Annotated in this window: 16 protein-coding genes and 1 tRNA gene; 5 read left to right on the top strand and 12 right to left on the bottom strand. The window is 72.1% G+C overall.

Features of this window, described 5'->3' with window-relative positions; translation table 11 throughout:
* Positions 1-266: 266 nt before the first annotated feature.
* Positions 267-1,061, top strand: coding sequence for a hypothetical protein (locus tag ACZ63I_RS15675; protein ID WP_469338965.1), 795 nt, complete (start codon positions 267-269; stop codon positions 1,059-1,061).
* Between the two features lie 119 nt (positions 1,062-1,180).
* Here ACZ63I_RS15675 and ACZ63I_RS15670 read toward each other — a convergent pair whose 3' ends face one another.
* The 4 genes from ACZ63I_RS15670 to ACZ63I_RS15655 form a co-directional block, all read right to left on the bottom strand.
* Positions 1,181-2,479 carry an MFS transporter gene (locus ACZ63I_RS15670; RefSeq protein WP_469338963.1) on the bottom strand — a complete coding sequence of 433 codons (1,299 nt, stop codon included), beginning with the start codon at positions 2,477-2,479 and terminating at the stop codon, positions 1,181-1,183.
* A complete protein-coding gene (locus ACZ63I_RS15665) occupies positions 2,476-3,015 on the bottom strand; it encodes an ArsR/SmtB family transcription factor (protein WP_469338962.1) in 540 nt (179 codons plus the stop codon). Before ACZ63I_RS15665 ends, ACZ63I_RS15670 begins: the two co-directional genes overlap by 4 nt.
* Positions 3,016-3,108: 93 nt before the next feature.
* On the bottom strand, positions 3,109-3,546 hold the full coding sequence (locus tag ACZ63I_RS15660; RefSeq protein ID WP_469338960.1) for an ankyrin repeat domain-containing protein: 438 nt from the start codon (positions 3,544-3,546) through the stop codon (positions 3,109-3,111).
* 65 nt (positions 3,547-3,611) lie between these two features.
* Positions 3,612-5,603 (bottom strand): putative bifunctional diguanylate cyclase/phosphodiesterase, encoded by a 1,992-nt coding sequence (locus ACZ63I_RS15655; protein ID WP_469338959.1) that lies wholly within the window; start codon positions 5,601-5,603, stop codon positions 3,612-3,614.
* Between the two features lie 268 nt (positions 5,604-5,871).
* Here ACZ63I_RS15655 and ACZ63I_RS15650 point away from each other — a divergent pair, with 268 nt between their 5' ends.
* Positions 5,872-7,191 (top strand): M6 family metalloprotease domain-containing protein, encoded by a 1,320-nt coding sequence (locus ACZ63I_RS15650; RefSeq protein WP_469338958.1) that lies wholly within the window; start codon positions 5,872-5,874, stop codon positions 7,189-7,191.
* A 57-nt stretch (positions 7,192-7,248) separates the two neighbouring features.
* Here the strand turns inward: ACZ63I_RS15650 and ACZ63I_RS15645 are convergent.
* The 7 genes from ACZ63I_RS15645 to ACZ63I_RS15615 all read right to left on the bottom strand — a co-directional run bounded on the left by ACZ63I_RS15645 (position 7,249) and on the right by ACZ63I_RS15615 (position 14,065).
* A tRNA-Lys gene (locus ACZ63I_RS15645) sits at positions 7,249-7,322 on the bottom strand.
* Between the two features lie 107 nt (positions 7,323-7,429).
* Positions 7,430-8,092: a bifunctional DNA primase/polymerase gene (locus ACZ63I_RS15640; RefSeq protein WP_469338956.1), complete on the bottom strand. Its 663-nt coding sequence runs from the start codon at positions 8,090-8,092 to the stop codon at positions 7,430-7,432.
* Positions 8,093-8,381: 289 nt separating this feature from the next.
* Positions 8,382-8,732 carry a hypothetical protein gene (locus ACZ63I_RS15635; RefSeq protein WP_469338954.1) on the bottom strand — a complete coding sequence of 117 codons (351 nt, stop codon included), beginning with the start codon at positions 8,730-8,732 and terminating at the stop codon, positions 8,382-8,384.
* Positions 8,733-8,816: 84 nt separating this feature from the next.
* Positions 8,817-10,100 carry a DEAD/DEAH box helicase family protein gene (locus ACZ63I_RS15630; protein ID WP_469339252.1) on the bottom strand — a complete coding sequence of 428 codons (1,284 nt, stop codon included), beginning with the start codon at positions 10,098-10,100 and terminating at the stop codon, positions 8,817-8,819.
* A gap of 128 nt (positions 10,101-10,228) precedes the next feature.
* A complete protein-coding gene (locus tag ACZ63I_RS15625) occupies positions 10,229-11,842 on the bottom strand; it encodes a hypothetical protein (protein WP_469338953.1) in 1,614 nt (537 codons plus the stop codon).
* Positions 11,842-13,107: a hypothetical protein gene (locus tag ACZ63I_RS15620; RefSeq protein ID WP_469339251.1), complete on the bottom strand. Its 1,266-nt coding sequence runs from the start codon at positions 13,105-13,107 to the stop codon at positions 11,842-11,844. Before ACZ63I_RS15620 ends, ACZ63I_RS15625 begins: the two co-directional genes overlap by 1 nt.
* Positions 13,037-14,065: a phosphatase PAP2 family protein gene (locus ACZ63I_RS15615; protein WP_469339249.1), complete on the bottom strand. Its 1,029-nt coding sequence runs from the start codon at positions 14,063-14,065 to the stop codon at positions 13,037-13,039. The genes ACZ63I_RS15620 and ACZ63I_RS15615 overlap by 71 nt, the downstream gene beginning before the upstream one ends.
* Before the next feature lie 203 nt (positions 14,066-14,268).
* On the opposite strand from ACZ63I_RS15615, the gene ACZ63I_RS15610 reads away from it, so the two are divergent.
* Entirely contained in the window at positions 14,269-14,865 is a 597-nt protein-coding gene (locus tag ACZ63I_RS15610; RefSeq protein WP_469338952.1) for a histidine phosphatase family protein, read from the top strand.
* A gap of 174 nt (positions 14,866-15,039) precedes the next feature.
* On the opposite strand, the gene ACZ63I_RS15605 is transcribed toward ACZ63I_RS15610, so the two are convergent.
* Complete coding sequence (locus ACZ63I_RS15605) at positions 15,040-16,401, bottom strand: tetratricopeptide repeat protein (RefSeq protein WP_469338950.1); 1,362 nt, start codon at positions 16,399-16,401, stop codon at positions 15,040-15,042.
* 244 nt (positions 16,402-16,645) lie between these two features.
* On the opposite strand from ACZ63I_RS15605, the gene ACZ63I_RS15600 reads away from it, so the two are divergent.
* On the top strand, positions 16,646-17,074 hold the full coding sequence (locus ACZ63I_RS15600) for a hypothetical protein (RefSeq protein ID WP_469338949.1): 429 nt from the start codon (positions 16,646-16,648) through the stop codon (positions 17,072-17,074).
* A 58-nt stretch (positions 17,075-17,132) separates the two neighbouring features.
* Positions 17,133-17,996, top strand: a complete 864-nt coding sequence (locus ACZ63I_RS15595; protein ID WP_469338947.1) for a spermidine synthase — start codon at positions 17,133-17,135, stop codon at positions 17,994-17,996.
* The last annotated feature ends 25 nt before the right edge of the window (positions 17,997-18,021 follow it).

The raw sequence follows: 18,021 nt of genomic DNA, 5'->3' as shown, positions 1-18,021 counted from the left end.
GGGAGGGATGGTGAACAAACGAATCGGAACAACCGACCGTGTTTCTGGCGGCTGCGGACGGTGGTGCACGGTCCGGCACTCACCGCGCGCCGTGCCTGCCGGTCCAGCGCTTCGACGTGCTCCACCGCGGCCGGCCTCGTTGATCGTCCGGCCTTCTCATAGCCGCTCCGGGCGCAGGTCGGTGACGGATCTCCGCAATATCCTGCCGTATCGCCACATGAGTGAGAAGCTGACCCACCGGCACTGAACGATCGGGAGGACCGTGAGTGAACCTCTTCACGACTGTATTCGCGCCCATTTTTGCCGTGTTCGGACTGATCGGTCTTGCGTCTCTCCTGTACCCGGAGTTTGATGGACGGATTTCCTTCGGACCACTCGGAGCCCTGCCTGCCGGATCTACCTTGTCAACCGACGAAAAGAAGAAGTTTCGACTTATCGGGGCCGTACTTATCTTCATATGCGTCGTGCTGTTAAGCGTTGGTTTCACGCTCAATTCGGACGGTGAGAGCAAGAACGGAACCGCCGCGCCCGCGCCAGGTGCCGGGCCGTCGAGCGCATCGCCGACTGCCACGCTCGCGGATACGAGTACTCCATCCGCTTCGGAAACCCCTCCCGGTGGGAACGATCCGACGGTATCTCCGAACTCAAGCGGCAGCGCCGAGTCGCTCGACGATCCTTATCACGAGCTCGATCACTTCATGACAGATGTTGAAGACGTCACGGTAGGAGACAGGAACGACCTTGATGTCGACACTAAAACAGTGCGGGGTGCGCAAGACAGTCATCCAGGGTTCGATGTCAATTTGGACGATGGGCGCTTCTTTTATCTCAACGCTCAGTCGATGGGCATAATCTCCAACGACAGTGTTCCCAAGTGCGCCAGTCGAGCCCAAGTGAATGACTCATACATGAATCTTTCGGACGTCGAGGAAGATGAGAGTATTTGTGTTCAGACCGACAAGGGGCGTTGGGCTCTCGTTCAGATCATCGACTTCGAAGCGGTCGGGATCGGTATAGGATCCGTGAGCTTCAGGATTGGATTCTTGAAAGATCCGTCGTAGACAGCCAGTCATTCGTTTATGGTCCGCCAATGGAATCCGGCTTATCTGGATTCTTGACGGCTAACTTGACGGAAGCGATGCCGTCAACCGAATTCACCACCGCTCATGTCCTCCCCATCTCAAGGCGAGACGTCCGCGCTCTGCTGGGCGGGATCCTGGGGTGCCGGGTGATCCGGACCGCCGCCGGTCGGGGCGGCGGCTCGCAATGCCGCTTCGACCCGGCGGTTGCTGGTCATGGACGCGGTGACGGCCGTCATCGTCAGGAGGAGGCCGGCGGCGGCGTAGAGCGGGGTGCGGATGTCGTACGCGGTGGCCAGCCAGCCGCCGAGGAACGCCCCGACGGGGGCGGCGCACATGGCCAGCATGCGGGAGGTGGAGGCGACCCGGCCCATCAGGTGGGCCGGGACGATCGCCTGCCGGAGGGAGGGCCCGAGGACCATCGTGGCGCCCATACCGGCCCCGCAGAATGCGAGCGCCACACCCGCCACGTACGGGTTCGGGGCGGCGGCCAGGCCCAGGATGGCAAGCCCTTCGACGGCGGCCGTGCAGGTCAGCGCGGTGCCGGTGCCGAGTCGCCGGCCGAGGGAGGAGGCGATGCCCGCACCGAGCAGACCGCCGGTGGCCTCCGCCGTGAGGAGCAGGCCGAAGCCGTAGGTGTCGATGCCGAGGCGGTCGTGCGCGAAGAGGGCGAGGACGGTCTCCACGGCGAGGAAGGCGATGTTCCCGACCGCCGGGCGGAGCGCGAGCCCGAGCAGCACCCGGTCCCGGAAGACGTACGAGGCCCCGGCCCGCGCCTGCCTGAGCAGCGACTCGCGTACCTCCGGCACGGGGCGGGGCAGGGCGGGCAGCGTACGGACGAGCAGCGCGGAGAGCAGGAACGACACCGCGTCGGCCAGCAGCGGAACCGCCCGCCCGAGCGCGAGCAGCGCACTGCCCGCGGGCGGTCCCGCGAAACCGGACATGGCGGTCTGGGCGCCGCGCAGGCGGGAGTTGGCGCGCTCCAGGAGCGCGGGGTCACGGTGGAGCAGCTCCGGCAGGAAGGCCGTGGCGGCCGTGTCGAAGAAGAGTCCGCCGAGGCCGAGCAGGAAGGCGACGGCCGCGAGCAGCGGAATGCTCAGCGCATCGAGCATGGCTGCCACCGCCGGTATCGCGAGCAGCACCGCGCGCGCCGCGTCAGCGACCCACATCGTGCGCCGACGGTCCCAGCGGTCCACCAGCGCACCGCCCAGCACCCCGAAGAGCAGCCACGGCAGCGTCCCCGCTGCCGTGACGACGGCGAGCGCCATCGGATCCCGCGTCAACGTCAACGCGATCAGCGGCAGCGCGGCCTGGGTCACCCCGTCGCCGAGCGAGGAAACCGTCTGCGCAGTCCACAGCCGCCCGAACCCGGCCGGCAACTTCCGCGCGCCTGAGGTCACTTGGCACCCCCCTCGGCCTGCTCCGGCTGCGCCGGGTGGAACAGTGCGAAGACGAGTGACGCGTCCGGCAGCGACGGATCGGACAGCTCCCGGTACTCGTCCGCCAGGGCCTCCAGCCGCGCTCCCAGCTCTGCGAACTGCTCGTCGGTGAGCCGCAGATGCGCCATCCGCACATGCCGCTCGCCGTCTGCCGGCGCCGCCTCCAGGTCCGCCACTGCATGCCGCATCAGCACATCCGGCCCTCCCTCGCCCGGATCCGGCAGCTCGATCGACCGGGCGGCCATGGCGTAATACCGCTCGGTGACCCCCCGCACCTTCCGCGTCCGCACCACCTTCACCAGCCCGGCCCGCTCCAGCAGCCGCACGTGATAGCTGGAACTCCCCTTCGCAAGACCGACCCGCCCGGCGATCTGCGTAATCGTCGCCGGCTCGAAACGGAGCACGGCCATGATCCGGTGGCGCGTCAGATTGGAGACGGCGCGCAACTGCTCGTCGGTGGTGACGTGGAACGTCTCGGGAAGGTCGTCGGTAGCCATGCGAGTAATGGTCAACGATCCTTGACCATTGGGCAAGCGAATTCCCACGAGCCGCTCGGCGCGCCGTTACGTGCGGCCCAGCCCGTCAGCCACTCATGCGGCAGGGTCTGTTGCGGGCGTGGCCCCCGATGCCATGAGGAGATCCGCCGTTTCGGGGTGCGGGCCGAGGGTTGCCCAGGTCAGGGGGGTTCGGCCGGTGCCGTGGTCCTCGGGGAGGTTCGGGTCGGCGCCGTGGGTCAGCAGGGTGCGGACCGTTTCCGTGTGGCCCCACGAGGCAGCGGCGCACAAGGGGGTGCCTTCCGCGCCGAGGCCGTTGCTTTCGGCGTTCGGGGCGGCGCCGGCTCGCAGGAGCAGGCGGGCGATCTCGGCCTGTCCGTTCACGGACGCCTCGTAGAGCGGTGTGGTGCCCTCGTTGTCCGCTCGGTTCGGGTCGATCCCGGCGCGCAGGAGCGCCTTCATGGCGGTGGTGTCCCCGCCCAGGACGGCTGCGAAGAGACGTCGGGTGAGTTTCTTTCGCCGCCGTTGGTTCATGGCAGCCGAGGCTAACGAGTGGGCTTGTGGTCCGGCCACCCATATCCGCCCGGTGAAGGCGGTGGTCAGACGCGTTGCGGGGTGATGATCGCCGGGCGTTCGGCGGCCCTTGTGCGGTCCTTCAGGAGGCAGGTGATGCGGTCCGGGGACACCGCGCGGGAGTACAGCCAGCCCTGGCCCGTGTCGCAGCCGATGCCGCGCAGGCGTTCCGCCTGGCCCGCCGTTTCGACGCATTCCGCGGTGACCGTCAGGCCCAGGCGGTGGGCGAGTTGGACCAGGGCCTCGACGATCATTTCGTCCGCCGGGCTCGGGTGGGCGCCCTCGTCGTAGCGGAAGCCGCGTACGAAGGAGCCGTCCAGTTTCAGTACGGAGACCGGGAGTCGGCTGAGGTAGGCCAGGTTCGAGTAGCCCGTGCCGAAGTCGTCGATGGCGATCCGTACGCCCATCTCGCTGAGCGCTTGCAGTGCTTGGAGCGGGCGGCCCGCCGAGCCCATCACCGCCGACTCCGTCAGCTCCAGTTGGAGCAGCCCCGGCGGGAGGCCCGTCTCGGCCAGGACCTCCGCCACGTCGGAGACCAGGTCGGAGTCCCACACCTGCCGTACGGCGACGTTGACGCTCACGAACAGGGGCTCGTCGTCCGGGTGGTCCTGCTGCCACTGCCTGGCCTGGCGGCAGGCCGTACGCAGCACCCAGCCGCCGAGTTGCACGATCGAGCCGTCCTCCTCGGCGATGCCGATGAAGCGGTTCGGCGCGAGGACGCCGAACTGCGGGTGGTTCCAGCGGACCAGGGCCTCCACGCCCCGTACGGTCCCGTCGGCCATGCCCACCAGCGGCTGGTACTCCAGCACGAACTCCTCGCGCTCGACGGCGGGTCGCAGGGTGGAGGAGAGTGCCTGACGCGTCATCCGGTGGGCGTTGCGCTCCGGGTCGAAGAGGGTCCAGCGGGCCTTGCCGTCCGCCTTCGCCCAGTACAGCGTGGTGTCGGCGGCCTGCATCAGGGCGGTGGGTGTCGTGCCGGCCGCGGTGCGTTCGACGACGCCGATCGACGCGGAGACGGAGAGCCGCTGGCCCGCCAGGTCGAACGGGAGCTGGAGCGCGGCCAGTACGGAGCGGGCGAGGGCGGTGAGCTGTTCCGTACCGGTCGAGTCCTCGACCAGGATGCCGAATTCGTCCCCGCCGAGCCGCGCCACCAGGTGGTTCCCGCTGCGGGTGCGGCTGTCGTGGTCGGCGCACTCGGTGAGCCGGCCCGCCACCGCGGCCAGCAGCCGGTCGCCGACGCGGTGTCCGAGGGTGTCGTTGACGGCCTTGAAGCCGTCCAGATCGAGGTAGCAGAGACCGATCCGCCCTGTTCTGCCATCGGCGCCGCCCTCGCCGAAATCGCCGAACTCACCGGCGACTTCGTCGTTCTCGTACGGCGAAGCGCCCAGCGCAGAGGACAGCCGCTCGAAGAACAGCGCCCGGTTGGGCAGCCGGGTGACCGGGTCGTGCATCTGCAAGTGGCGCAGCCGCGCCTGGAGTTCGCGCCGGTCGCTGATGTCGGCGATCGACAGCAGCACGCTCTCGCTCTCCGGTACGGGCGCGACGGTGACCTCGGCCCACAGCGCGCGCCCCTCCGGGTGCTTGAGCCGCCGGGTGCAGCGGAAGCGGGCCCGCCGGCCGCCCAGCACCTCGTGGTACGCGTGCCACGTACGGGCGTCCGACGCCAGGTCGACCAGGTCGGCGGCCGGCTGCTCGCGCAGCGCTGCGGGCTCGGTGCCGAGCAGTTCGCCGAGCGCTTCGTTGGCGCTGACGACGGCGCCCTCGTGGTCCAGGACGGCCATCGCGAGCTGGGCCGCCTGGAAGGCGGCGCGGTAGTCGCGCAGCTCGGACGGGGTGCGTGCCGCAGCCGTCCGGGCTTGCGTCCGGGCCGCCGATCCGCCTGCCGTCGTTCTGGCCGCGGCTGTTCTCCCTACCGGGTGACGCTCCGTGACGGCCGATGGGGTGTCACCGACGGACGGCTGGGTGTCACCGGGCGCTGCGACTGCCGCTGATCGCGGCCCTTCGGAGGTTGCGCTCACGGCTCGCTCCCGCGGTGCAGTCGTGTCGTACAGGGGTGGTCGGGCCTTTCGGGACCGGGAAAGTGTGCCGATCATAGAGGTTTTGGGCGGGCCCGTTCCAGCTCCGTCGTGATGAACGGGATAACGGAGCGCCGACGATCTGTCATCGGACGATCGTTTCTGCGCGGCTGTGGCCCAGGGCAGCCGCCTCGTGATCGGTTGTGACTTTCCGTGTAACCCCGGGGTGTCGGGCTCCCCACTCGATTGGGGCAGCGGAACAGGGCACTGCATGCGAAACCGGCACAAAGTGGGTGGGGTGTCCCCCAGTCCGCAGCCGGAGGTCCATGTGGAGCGTCAGCAGACACCCGGGGGAGTGGACCGGCCGCGGCTGCGCAGCGTCGCCGCCGCCCTGACCTCCCTCATGGCGCTCGCCGCCACCTCGCTGGTCGCGGGGCCGACCGTGGCCGCGACGCCCACGTCGATGGGTGCCTGCGCGCTGCCCAGGACCAACGTGCACCACTCGGCGGGGCTCGACACCTGGAACAACGCCTACCCCCGCCCCGACCACGCGCTCGACGCCGTGATGATCTTCCTGTCCTTCCCCGACTCCCGGCCGCTGACCGAGCCGCGCGACCTGGTCGCCGACCACTTCCCCGCCACCAGCGAGTTCTACGAGCGGGCCTCGTACGGGAAGTTCGCGCTGCGCGTCCACCCGGGGAAGCGCTGGCTGACGATGCCGCACCCGTCGACCTCGTACCGGATAACACGCGACTGGGACCCGGTGGACCGCGCCGCGTATCTGCGCGACGCGCTGCGCGTGGCCGACCCCGGCGTGGACTTCTCCCGGTACGACCTGGTCTACCTGGTCGCCGACCCGGACGCCCCGGGCGTCGACTCGGACGCCACGAAGGTCGTCAACTTCGACACGCCGATGCGGGCGGACGGTACGGACATCAAGCGCGCCGTCACCGTCTTCGAACGGCATCCGCCGGACCGCAACGTACTGGCCCACGAGACCGGGCATGTCTTCGACCTGGCCGACCTGTACCACCGGCCGACCGACGGCAAGGGCGACTGGGACACGTACGTCGGCGACTGGGACGTGATGGGCAGCCAGTTCGGCCTCGCGCCCGACTTCTTCGGCTGGCACAAGTGGAAGCTGGGCTGGCTGGACCCGCGGCAGGTGCGCTGCGTCCGGCCGACCGGCACCACCCTGCTGACGCTGGAGCCGATCGCGGCGGCGCCGGCCGTCGGCGGGCGCGCGGGGACCCGGCTCGCGGTGGTCAGGACCGGCGCGGAGAGCGCGGTCGCGATCGAGGCGCGGGCGGCGACCGGCAACGACGAGCACACCTGCACCGAGGGCGTGCTGATCTACAAGGTGCGCGGCGGTACGGCATCGGGCGGCGGCCCCATCGAGGTGGTGGACACGCATCCGCACAGCGAGGCGTGCTGGGACCGGTCGGTGTATCCGCCGCTGGCCGACGCGCCGCTGGGGGTGGGCGAGACCTTCACCGTGCCGGGGAACGGCGAGCGCATCACGGTGGAGGTGGCGGACCGTACGTCGACCGGCGCGTACACGGTGAAGATCACGACGAGCCCGCCGGAGTAAGTGATGTCATGACGAGAGAAGGCCCCTCGCCGGAGCGAGGGGCCTTCTCCCTGTCGGTGCGCCGCCAGGGACTCGAACCCCGGACCCGCTGATTAAGAGTCAGCTGCTCTAACCAACTGAGCTAGCGGCGCTTGCTGACGTCGTAGACCTTAGCACCCGGATCGGCCGGAAGAAAAATCGGTTACGGAGGCCGCTTCCGAGGCCGTATGCCATGGTCAGGGCGGGTCCGGCGGGGCGGTCACGAGCAGGAGCGCGGCAGCCGCCCCGCCGTTGTGGCGAGGGTCGCACGGGCCGCCGAGCGGACCGCCCGCACACAGGCCCACAGCAGGACCTCGGGCCCCGGCAGCCAGGGGTGCCGGGTGTCGGGTGCCACCACCCAGCGGGGTCCCGCGGCGGCTCCGGCCGCGCCGGGGGCGAGCGGCGGTACGGTCACGGCGTCGCCGGTGCCGTGACACAGCAGCGGCGGCACGCCGGCCTCCTGGCCCTCGTCGTCGGCCGCGCAGCCCCACTCCTCCCAGGACAGCAGGGCGGGTAACCGCTGGGCGGTGCCCGGGGCGGCGAAGAGCAGCGTCCTGCCCCGGTGCACGGCGACGGGCCCCGACCCGGGGCCCTCGCTCCACAGCCGGTCCAGCATCCGGCGGCCGAACATCGCGGGGGTGTTCACCACGTCGAAGGCGGAACCGCACGGCAGCACACCGGGCGCGGTCGGCCGGGCCGCCCAGAGGGAGAGGGTGGACCGTGGACAGGGACCGGCCGAGGCGAGCCAGTCCGCACCGGCAGGGGTGACCTGACCGGTCTGGTGGGAGCCCTCGTCGCGGAGGAGGCCGAAGATGTCGGTCCGGCGCTCGTCGTCACTCGTGCCGGGGCTCAACGGGGATTCATCTCGTAGCCATGCGCTCATGGCAACAAGATCTACCCGCAGTAACGGTTCTGTGTCTGAGAGTTTCCGGAAGCCGGGACAGGCAGGGGTGTCCGGGGGTAACCTGTGCCCCGGCATATGCCATACGGGTGGTTACGGAGCTGGCTGCGAGCGGTCGCGGAGGCCCGGTCAGGAGCGGCTGCGGGCGCTCGCAGAGGCTCGCCGGGCGCCGGCCAGGGGCGGGCGCGGTCGGTCGTGGGCGGGCGCGGGCGGTCGCGAAGGTCGGCCAGGGCCAGTCGCCGTGCCGCTCACGGGGCGATTGCCGCACCGCTCACTTCTCCGCGAGCCCCTCGCCGCGCAGCAGGTCACGGCCGAACTCGACCATCCGCTTCGCGTAGTCCTCCGTCCACTCCGCCCGCTCGGCGATGTCGGCCGCCGTCAGCCGGTCGAACCGGCGCGGATCCGCGAGCTGGGCGGCAGCGACCGCCTGGAACTCGACGGCCCGGTCGGTGGCCGCGCGGAACGCGAGCGTCAGCTCCGTGGCCCGGCTGAGCAGCGCGGCGGGGTCGTCGATGGACTCCAGGTCGAAGAAGTGCTCCGCGTCGGCCACCGCCTCGGAGGGCTCGAAGAGGAGAGGCGCGGGCCGCAGCCGCCGCCGCTCGCTCCGCTCGGGATCCCGCATGTGTTTTCCTCCTGCTCGTGCCTGCCGATGTCGGTCAGGTGCTGCTCGGCCACCGTCCATTGTCCAACCCGGCGCAAGTACGCCTCATGGGGTCCAGTTCACGCGGTGTGCGGAGAGGTGGGCCAGTACCGCGTGGTTCGCTTCCCAGCCGTCGGGGAACTTGACCGTCACGCCGAGCTGGACCGGTTCCGTCGAGGGGTGTTCGTCGAGCAGTTCGGGGACGCCCGCGCGGCAGACCACGATGCAGGCGTGGCGGTGCCGGGAGGTGAGGACGCAGAGGCGGCCTGTTTCCAGATGGAAGGCTGTGGCGTCCGGGCGGCCCGACAGGGGGTGGAGGACGACCGTGACATCGAACTCGCGGCCCTGGAGGCGGTTCGCCGTGTCCACGGCCACGCCGGTCACGCCCAGCTCGGCCAGGGCCGCGCGGACCGCCGCTGCCTGGTCGCGGTGGGCCGTGCCGACCGCGATACGGTCCGCCGTCAGCGCGACCGGATCGGCGGAGCGTTCGCTGGTCGCGGCGCCGCCCCGGTCGAGCAGACGGCGGACGACCGTCGCCACCGCCCGTACCGCCTCGGGGTCCGTGCGCGGCGTGCGGCGGGCGGGCAGCTCCAGCAGGCCCCAGCCGGAGTCCGCCGCCTCGTCCAGCACCCGGTCGGGGCCCGAGCCGTCGGACGGGACGGCGAAGCTCAGCAGCCGGTCGCCGGCGCCGGTGCCGCTGCGGAACGGGGTGTACGGGTAGAACGCGGCCGACACCAGCGGCGCCGCCGAGGCGGGCAGCCGCCAGGAGACCGGCAGCCGGTGCTGCGGCAGCTCGGGGTTGTGCGCGAGGAGCGTCGAGACCGCGCTCGCCGACGGGTCGTACGACAGGCCCGCCCACTGCTCGGCGCCCACCACGCTGAACGGGTCGAGCTGACCCGGATCGCCGACGAACAGCGCCCGCTCGAACAGCCCGGCGACGGCCAGCAGCGCGTCGGAGCGCATCTGGTACGCCTCGTCCACGATCGCGTGCCGCCACGGCTCGACGCCCTGCACATGCGCCCACTTCGCCGCCGTGGAGACGACCACGTCGAGCCCGGCGAGATCGGCGGCCTTGGCCGACTTGCGGACGCCCGGCAGGTCGTCCAGCGCCTTGTCGTACGGATCGGGGTCGTTGCTGTGCAGCCGGCCGACCGGCAGCTCGGGGTCCTTCTCGGCGAGCCGCGCCACCAGATCGTCCACCTGCGCGTTCGTCTGCGCGACGATCATCAGCGGCCGGCCCGCCGCTGCCAGCTCCAGCGCGGCGCGCACGACGAGCGTCGACTTGCCCGCGCCCGGCGGGGAGTCCACGACGATCCCGCGATGCGCGCTGTGCAGCGTGTCGTACAGGATCGCGTCGGTGGCGCGGGTGGCCTCCGCGCCCGGGTCGGCGGCGGCACCGGCGGCGGCACCGGCGCCGGTATCGGTGTCGGTGTCGGCGCCGGGCTCGGCGTCAGGGGCGAAGGTCAAGGGCGGGGCCGTCACAGCAGATCCTCCTCCGTCACCGGATCAGGCTCCGGCAGGGTCGGCGTCCGGTCGGTTTCCGGGGGGCCGCCGTGGGTCCACGGCGTGTCCTCGGGGTCGGGCAGCTTCGCGCCGCCGCGCTGGTCGTGCTCGAACAGCGTCCAGGCGATCAGATCGCCCTGCTCCGGCACGGATCCCGGCGCGGGCTCCTTGCTGCGACCCATCCGGTCGGTCAGCCGCAGCACCACCCGTGCGTCCAGGACATCGTGCGGATCCAGGGACTCCACGAACTCCGCCGACTGCGGCTTGCCGTCCAGCGAGCGGTACACCTTCGTCCGCCCACCGAGCCGCGGCGCGTCGTCGGTCCGTACCGTCACGAGCGGACGCGGCGCCGGGCGCTTGCTCTCGCTGTACGCCATCACCACCTCCGTCACCTCCCCGACGAACGCCTCGCCCGCCAGCCGGCGGCCCGCCAGCACCAGCGGGTCGTCCAGCGCCTCCTGCGCCTCCAGTTGGGCCTGGGCGCTCTCGCGCGCCGCCAGCTTTCGCGCCGCCGTCACCGCGTCGTCCCGCCGGGGCTGCGGCGGCTCGCCGGCCCGCACCCGGTCGCGGTGGCCGGTGAACGACCAGCGGTCGCGGGTCCAGCGGTCGGTGACCCGGGCGCCCTCCGGCAGCTCGCGCAGCAGGTCGAGACCGCGCCACACCGCGTCCCACGTCGGCCGCATGACCCCGGCCAGCAGCTCGCGGATGTCGCGCTCCGCCGCCGTCAGCCGGCCCAACTGCTCGTCGGCGTACGCGCCCTCCTCGGCCGACGCCAGCGCCTGGCGCGCCCGGTCGTACCGGTCGATCGCCGGGGCCAGCAGGCGGTTGTCGAACGCCGGGTCCGTGGCGGGTCCGGCCGGCGGGCAGAGCAACTGCCCCGTCGCGTCCCGCCGCAGCTCGGCCCGGAGCGCCGCCTCCGCGCCCGTGAGCCCCTCCGGCGGATCGATCCACGCGAGCAGCGCGCCGAGATGCTGGTCCTCCAGATTCGACTGGCCCGTCGCCCAGTGCCGGTTCAGCAGATCCGTCATGGCGGGCAGCAGCGAGGACCCCGGCACCCGGGCGCGCTCGCCGTAGTGCGTCAGCCAGCGGCCGAGCAGCGGCACCCGCGCGGGCGCCGGGTACGGGGTGTCCGGGTCGTCCTCCACCGTGCGCCGGAACCGCATCGAACGGCCCAGCAGCCGGACGAAGTCGACCCCCGGCCGGTTCGGCACGACGAGCTGCGGCGCGTCGGCGCACAGCTCCACCTCGACCTTGACCCGCTTCCCCGTCTCCGGATCGCTCTCGCTGCGCTCGGCCGGCTCCACGTCGTCCGCGTACGACTCCAGATACGGCAGTACGGCGTCGGCCAGCTCGGCGAGGAAGGCGAACCGCAGGTCGCGGTCGCGCGGCTGGGCCACCGTCAGCAGCCGCGGCGCCGTACGGTCCGTGCCGACGAGCGCGCCGAGCGGCGCGCCCGCCTCGCCCGCTGTCGTGAGCGGTACGAGGACCAGCGGCGCCGGGGAGATCCTGCGGTGCCGGACGGTCGCCAGCGGCCTGGCCCGGCCGCTCTCCACCGCCTCCAGCCGGGCGAGCGTACTGATCAGCGACATCAGCGGCCCGCCTGCGCCCGCTCGAGAACCTGCGCCTGTTCCAGGTCCTGTTCCAGATCCTGTTCCAGGGTCTGCGCCCGCTCCAGAACCTGGGCCTGCCTCGGCGCCTCCGCCTGCGCCTGCGCCAGCGCCTCCGCCCGCAGCGCCGCCGCCCTCCGCAGCGCCGCCACCGTCGGATCCGCCGGATCACCCGACTCGCCGTGCGCCGCCGCCAGCACGGCGCCGACCGTGGTCAGCCCGCCCAGCTCGCCCCGTACCCCACGGCCCAGCGACTCGACCGCGCCCGCCGTACGGGCCCGGTCCCGGCAGTGGAACGCCAGCTCGCAGGCGGCCAGGCACTCGGGCGCGTACGCGGCCGGCACCGACTCGACCGCGCTGGTCAGCTCCTCGCCCGAGCGCAGCTCGACGTCGAACGTCGTCCCTTCGGGGAGCGTGTCGGCGATGTCCTCGATCCGGGTCAGCCGGGCGAGCTGGCGGCGGGTCACCGCCAGTTGCTTGCGTACGTCCACGACCGAGGCCGTCGGCAGGTTGGAGAAGTCCTTGGGGCAGACCAGCAGGACCCGGTGGTCCACCGCGGCGCCGGAGGCGCGGGCTGCGACCTGCTCCAGCGCCAGCACGTACACGGCCGACTGACGCGCGGCGGCGCCCACCTTCGCCGCGTCGGCCGAACCGTCGATCATCGGGAACGACTTGATCTCCACGACCGTCCAGCGGCCGTCGGGATGCACCACCACGGCGTCCGGCTCCAGATACGCCGGTGAACCCGCCACTTCGAGCGCGAGCAGCGGATGGTCCAGCAGAGTCCACGCCTTTGCGGCGGTCGCCTCGCGCAGCGCCAGCGCCGTACGGGCCGTGCGGCCCTCAGGACCGGCTGCCGACAGGTCGGGTACGAGCGACTCGCCGGGGACGGGGGCCGGTGACGGCACCGGGGCGCGGGTGCCGAGCCGCTCATGCACCAGCCGCAGCAGCTCCGTACCGCCGTCGCCCTTCACCTTCGCCTCGAACGCGTTCCCGCGCATGAAGGCGAACTGCGACTGGCCGAAGGGGGCGGGGGAGCCGAGCGCGGTGGCGAGCGCCGCCTTGTCCACCCCCGCGCCGTCCAGCAGGGCGCGTCTGCGGCAGCCGGGGTTCGCCGCGAGCGCGGCCAGCGCGCGTGCGTCCAGCGGGTGCGGTGCGACATCGGGGCCGCGCAGCTCAGCGAGCCGCTGCCTGAGTGTCGTCCGGGACGCCTGCGACGTCGCCTTCGGGACCTTCGGCGTCGGGATCGACGGCGGCTGCGCCGGAGGTACTGGTGCGGGCCCGCTGCCCGGGGAATCGCTCACCCGCCGAAGTCTCGCACCCACCGCTGACAATCGAGGTCCTGCGGGGGGCGGCGGCGGGGTGTGACAGGAGAGTCAGCACGGCATGCGTGAGGCGGGAGCCGGTGGTCGACGCCGTCTCGTCCATCCGGTCGCGCAGCCGGTCGGCCAGCGCCAGCGCGGGCTTGGTGAGCAGCGCGCCGACCGCCATCACGGCGGCGCCGGCCACGGCGTCGAGCAGGTAGTGGTTGGCCGTGCCCATCACGACCACGGCGATCAGCAGCGGGTAGGCGACGCCGAGCCACTTCATCAGCGGGGTGCGCGCGTGCCGCCACAGCAGCACCCCGCACCACAGCGCCCAGCCGACGTGCAGGCTCGGCATCGCCGCGTACTGGTTGGTCATCCCGCCCAGGCCGCGCGGCGCGCTCGCCTGCGCTCCCCACCAGCCGTACGAGCTGTACTGCGCCATCGTGTCGACGAAACCGTGCCCGGCGCTGAGCAGCCGGGGCGGGCAGGTGGGCAGCAGGGTGAAGCCGATCAGCCCGAGCAGGGTGGAGAGCATCAGCCAGGTGCGTGCCGCCCGGTACACGGCGGGGCCGCGCCGGAAGACCCAGATCAGCACCAGGGGCGTGACGAGGTAGTGCAGCGACGCGTAGGCGAAGTCGGCGGGTATCCCAAGGGCCGGGGTGCTGGTGAACAGCCGGTTCAGCGGGTGCTCGGCGTTGAGGAAGAGCGTCTGCTCGATGCGCAGGATCGCCAGTCCGTGGTCGACCGCCGTCGAGACGTCACCGCGCGCCAGCAGTCTGCCGCCCGAATAGGCGGCGTAGACCACCACGATCACCAGCAGCTCCGCCCACCAGCGAGGCCGGGGGCGCGGCCGCCTCGGCGGCTCGCTGGTGCTGTACGACATCCGGACGATCTCCATCATGTTGTAATGCAGCTTTCGGCCGACGTTCAACCGTACGGTGCCGTACGCCTGGCCTCTCCGGCGGGTGTCCTTCGGATCAACGTACGAAACATCATCACCCCAATGGTGAGGGACGCGAAGATCCGCCCAGAGGTTGCCCTCGGTTCAGGTGCGCGATGATGGACCGGCACTTGTCTGTGAAACCTCCAGGGAGAGCCTCCATGGCACCGCGCATCCTGCTCGTCCGGCACGGTCAGACGGCCTGGTCGCTGTCCGGCCGGCATACCGGCAGGACGGACATCCCGCTGCTCGACGAGGGCCGCAGGGGCGCCAAGCTGCTCGGCGAACGCTTGCAGCGCGCACCGTGGTCGGGGCTCCCGGGCGCCGAGGTGCGCACCAGCCCGCTGGTACGGGCGGCCGACACCTGCGAGCTGGCCGGGTTCGGGGACAGCGCCGAGCCGTGGGACGCGCTGCTGGAGTTCGACTACGGCGGCTACGAGGGGCTGACCCCGGCGCAGATCAAGTCGGACCGCCCCGACTGGTTCATCTGGCGCGACGGCGTCCCGGACGGGGAGACCCTGGCGGACGTCTCGGCCCGCGCCGACGAGGTCGTGGCGTGGGCCAGGTCGGCAGACCGGGACGTACTGGTCTTCGCGCACGGCCACATCCTGCGCGCGATCGGGGCGCGCTGGCTGGGCGAGGACGTGTCGTTCGCGGCGCGGATCAGACTCGACCCGGCGTCGCTCTCGGTGCTGGGCTGGGCGTACGACGCGCCGGCGGTCGAGGTCTGGAACGACTCGTCGCACCTGGAGGTCTGACCGGCGGCGGCACAGGTCTGACCGGACGGACGCTGTACGGGGCCGGGGGGCCGGGGCGCCGGAGGTGCGGGGGCGCCCGGAGGTGCGGGGACAGCGCGCGGGTACGGGGGAGGCGCGCGGCCTCAGATCGCGCGCGGGTAGTACGCGCGGGTAGTACAGGGGTCGCGCGCCGCCTCAGATCGCGCGCGGGTCCGTCACCGCGTGGCGGTCCAGGAACGCGCTCACCTCGGGCAGTCGCCGCTGCGGCCGCAGCACCCGCGCCGTCGTCGCGAGCATCCGCTGGATGCGCGCCGACTGGACCTCGTCCAGCAGGTCGAGCACCTGCTGCCCGGCGGCGGCCGCCTCGTCCGGCGCTCCCGCCCGTGCCAGGTCAGTGGCCAACTCGGCGCGGTAGAGCGCGAGGTTGCGGGTGAAGCGCGGGTCCTGGAGCACCGTCGCCCGGTACGCGTGCCCCGCCGCGGCGGCCCAGTCGCCGAGCGTCGCGTGGCACTGCGCCTCCAGCCACTCCAGCTCCGGTTCGCCGAAGAAGGACATCCACTCGGGGTCGGCGTCCGAAGGGCCCGCGGCGAACAGGTCGTGCGCCTGGCGCAGCGCCTGCTCGCAGCTCGTACGGTCGCCGAGCCCGGCCCAGCCGCTCGCCTCGCGCAGCGCCAGCAGCGAGAGCAGCCGGGCCGACGACAGATGCCGCGCGGCCCGCCGGCCGGCCTGGGCGGCGCGTACCGCCTCGCGGTGCCGGCCCGCGTCCTTGGCGAGGAACGCCGTGTTGCAGAACGCGTGCGCCTCAAGGGCCGGGTCGTCGGCGACCCGCGCGGTCGCCAGCGCCTCCGCGTAGTGCGAGCGGGCCTCGTCGAAGCGGCCCGAGTCGTGCGCCAGCCAGCCGACCGAGATGGCGAGTTCGCCGGCGCCCGAATGCAGCCGCTCGGTGGTGGATCTGCTGGCGGCGGCGCCCGCGTCGAGCAGCGCGTACGCGTTGCGCAGCGGCAGCGCGGCCCTGCGGTAGAGCCCGTCGGCGCCGTGCCGGTCGTCGAGCAGCCGGATCCGCCGTACCTCCTCCTCCACCGCGCGTACCTCGGCCTCGCCGACCCGCCGGGGCGCGGGCAGCCGGGGCGCGGGCAGGGCGACGGCGGGCACGGCGACGGCGGGCGCGGTGCCGCGGCCGAAGGCGGCAGCCGCCACCGTGGCGGTGCCGCTCGTCATGAATGCGCGACGCAGCACGTCGCTCTCCTCGCTGGTATGGCTGTGGTCCGGCCCGGCCACGACGGGCCGCGCCGCCCGGCCGCGTACGGTTTCGCGTGCCGAGAAGCCCAGGTCCGCCAGGGCGAGCCCGGGGAACATATGGAGAAATACGCGCTCGTACGCGTAGTTGGGACAGCGGATCTCGCCTGCCTCCACCCGACCGATATAACGGGCGTCGCACGCGACGTGTTCACCGATCTCCCGCGCCGCCCTGCGCACGGCGGCCGCGAACTCGCCCGGCGAGCGGTTTCCCCGCAGCCGACGGAAGACGAGGTTGGGAACTGCCCGTGACGACGCCATGGCGGAGCCCTCTCTTGGTCCGGCGGGGCAAGAACGTACCTGCTGTGACGGGCCACTTACCCACGGTTTGCCTACAAACCGGATATCTCACCCATGATCTGCCATGAAGTGCCATCCTTTGCGGCGGTGCGCCGCCGTAGCTGTTGACGTTGTTTCGCGTTGAAACAGGTGAACCATCTGGAGGCGCAGAACGTGTTCTTCAGCGACGAGGAGGTTGTTTCCCTTGTTGGATGTGGAGGTCGGCATGGAAGCCAGCCCTGGCTCAGGAACGACTGCTCAGCACACGCCCAACCAGGAGTACGGCGCACCTCCCGGGGATGCGACGGAACCCTGTGACCTGGTAACGGTTCCGGCGCGGCAGGGACTTGAGGCGGTGGACATCCTGCGCCGCGGCACCACACCGGAGGTGGGACCCGTCCTGCACGACGGATCCTGCGACACCCTCGGCTTTCTGGTCCCGCCCGGCACCGCCGAGGCCTGGGACGTCCCCGGCAGCGCGTGTACGAGGACCGCCGGGCGCGGGCTGCGGATCCCCGCCGAAGAACCGCCGGTCGTCGGCTCCGGCTGGCTGCTGCCGCCGGACACGGCAGGGCCCGTCACCGACCCGGCCGTGCTGCGGAAGGCGCTCGGCGAGGCGGCCCGCATGATCGAGGCAGCCGACCGCTGCCGGTAGCGGGCCGCTGCCGACCGCTGCCGGTAGCAGGGCTGACCCGTGGCCCGATAATGGTTCCGTGGCGAAGAAGACGCGGCGTACCCGCGACACGGCCGAGTCCGTGGCCGAGACGGTCGACGGCGGGCTCGCCGAGCTGCGGCCCGACCGGGAGCGGCCGCGCGCCTGGACGCTGCTGATCGACGGCGCTCCGCAGTCGTACGTGGACCTGGCGGAACCCGGCTATCTCTCGTTCGCCTACCAGCGCAGAGTCGGTCATGCGGCCGATCTCGTCCTGCCGCAGGACCGGCCCCCGCAGGTCGTGCATCTCGGGGGCGGCGCCTTCACCCTCGCCCGCTACATCGCGGCCACCCGGCCCCGCGCCACCCAGCAGATCGTCGAGTCCGATGCCGCCCTGGTCCAACTCGTACGGCGCGAGCTGCCGTTGGACCCGAACGCGCGGATACGCGTCAGGTCGGCCGACGCGCGCGCCGGGCTCGCCAAGCTGCCGGACGGCTGGGCCGACCTGCTGATCGCCGACGTGTTCGACGGCGCCCGTACTCCGGCGCATCTCACCAGCGCCGAATTCCTGGCCGACGTACGGCGCGTGCTGCGGCCCGACGGCTGTTACGTGGCCAACCTCGCCGACGGGCCGCCGCTCGCCCATCTGCGCGGCCAGATCGCCACCGCGGCCACCGTGTTCCCGCACCTCGCGCTGGCCGCCGATCCGGCCGTGCTGCGCGGGCGCCGCTTCGGCAACGCCGTACTGCTCGGCTCGGCCCGCGAACTGCCGGTCACCGAGCTGACCCGGCGGGTCGCGACCGATCCGCACCCGGGGCGGATCGAACACGGCCGCGGGCTGGCCGACTTCACCGGCGGCGCCGCCCCCGTGACGGACGCGAAGGCGAAGGCGTCCCCCGCGCCGCCGCCGGGGACCTTCGACTGAACCGCCGTGCGTGTCATCGGTCGTC

The sequence above is a fragment of the Streptomyces sp. NPDC087906 genome (assembly GCF_055584925.1).
Note: the sequence above shows the minus strand (reverse complement) of the source record. Positions and strands in the feature narration are given on the sequence as shown.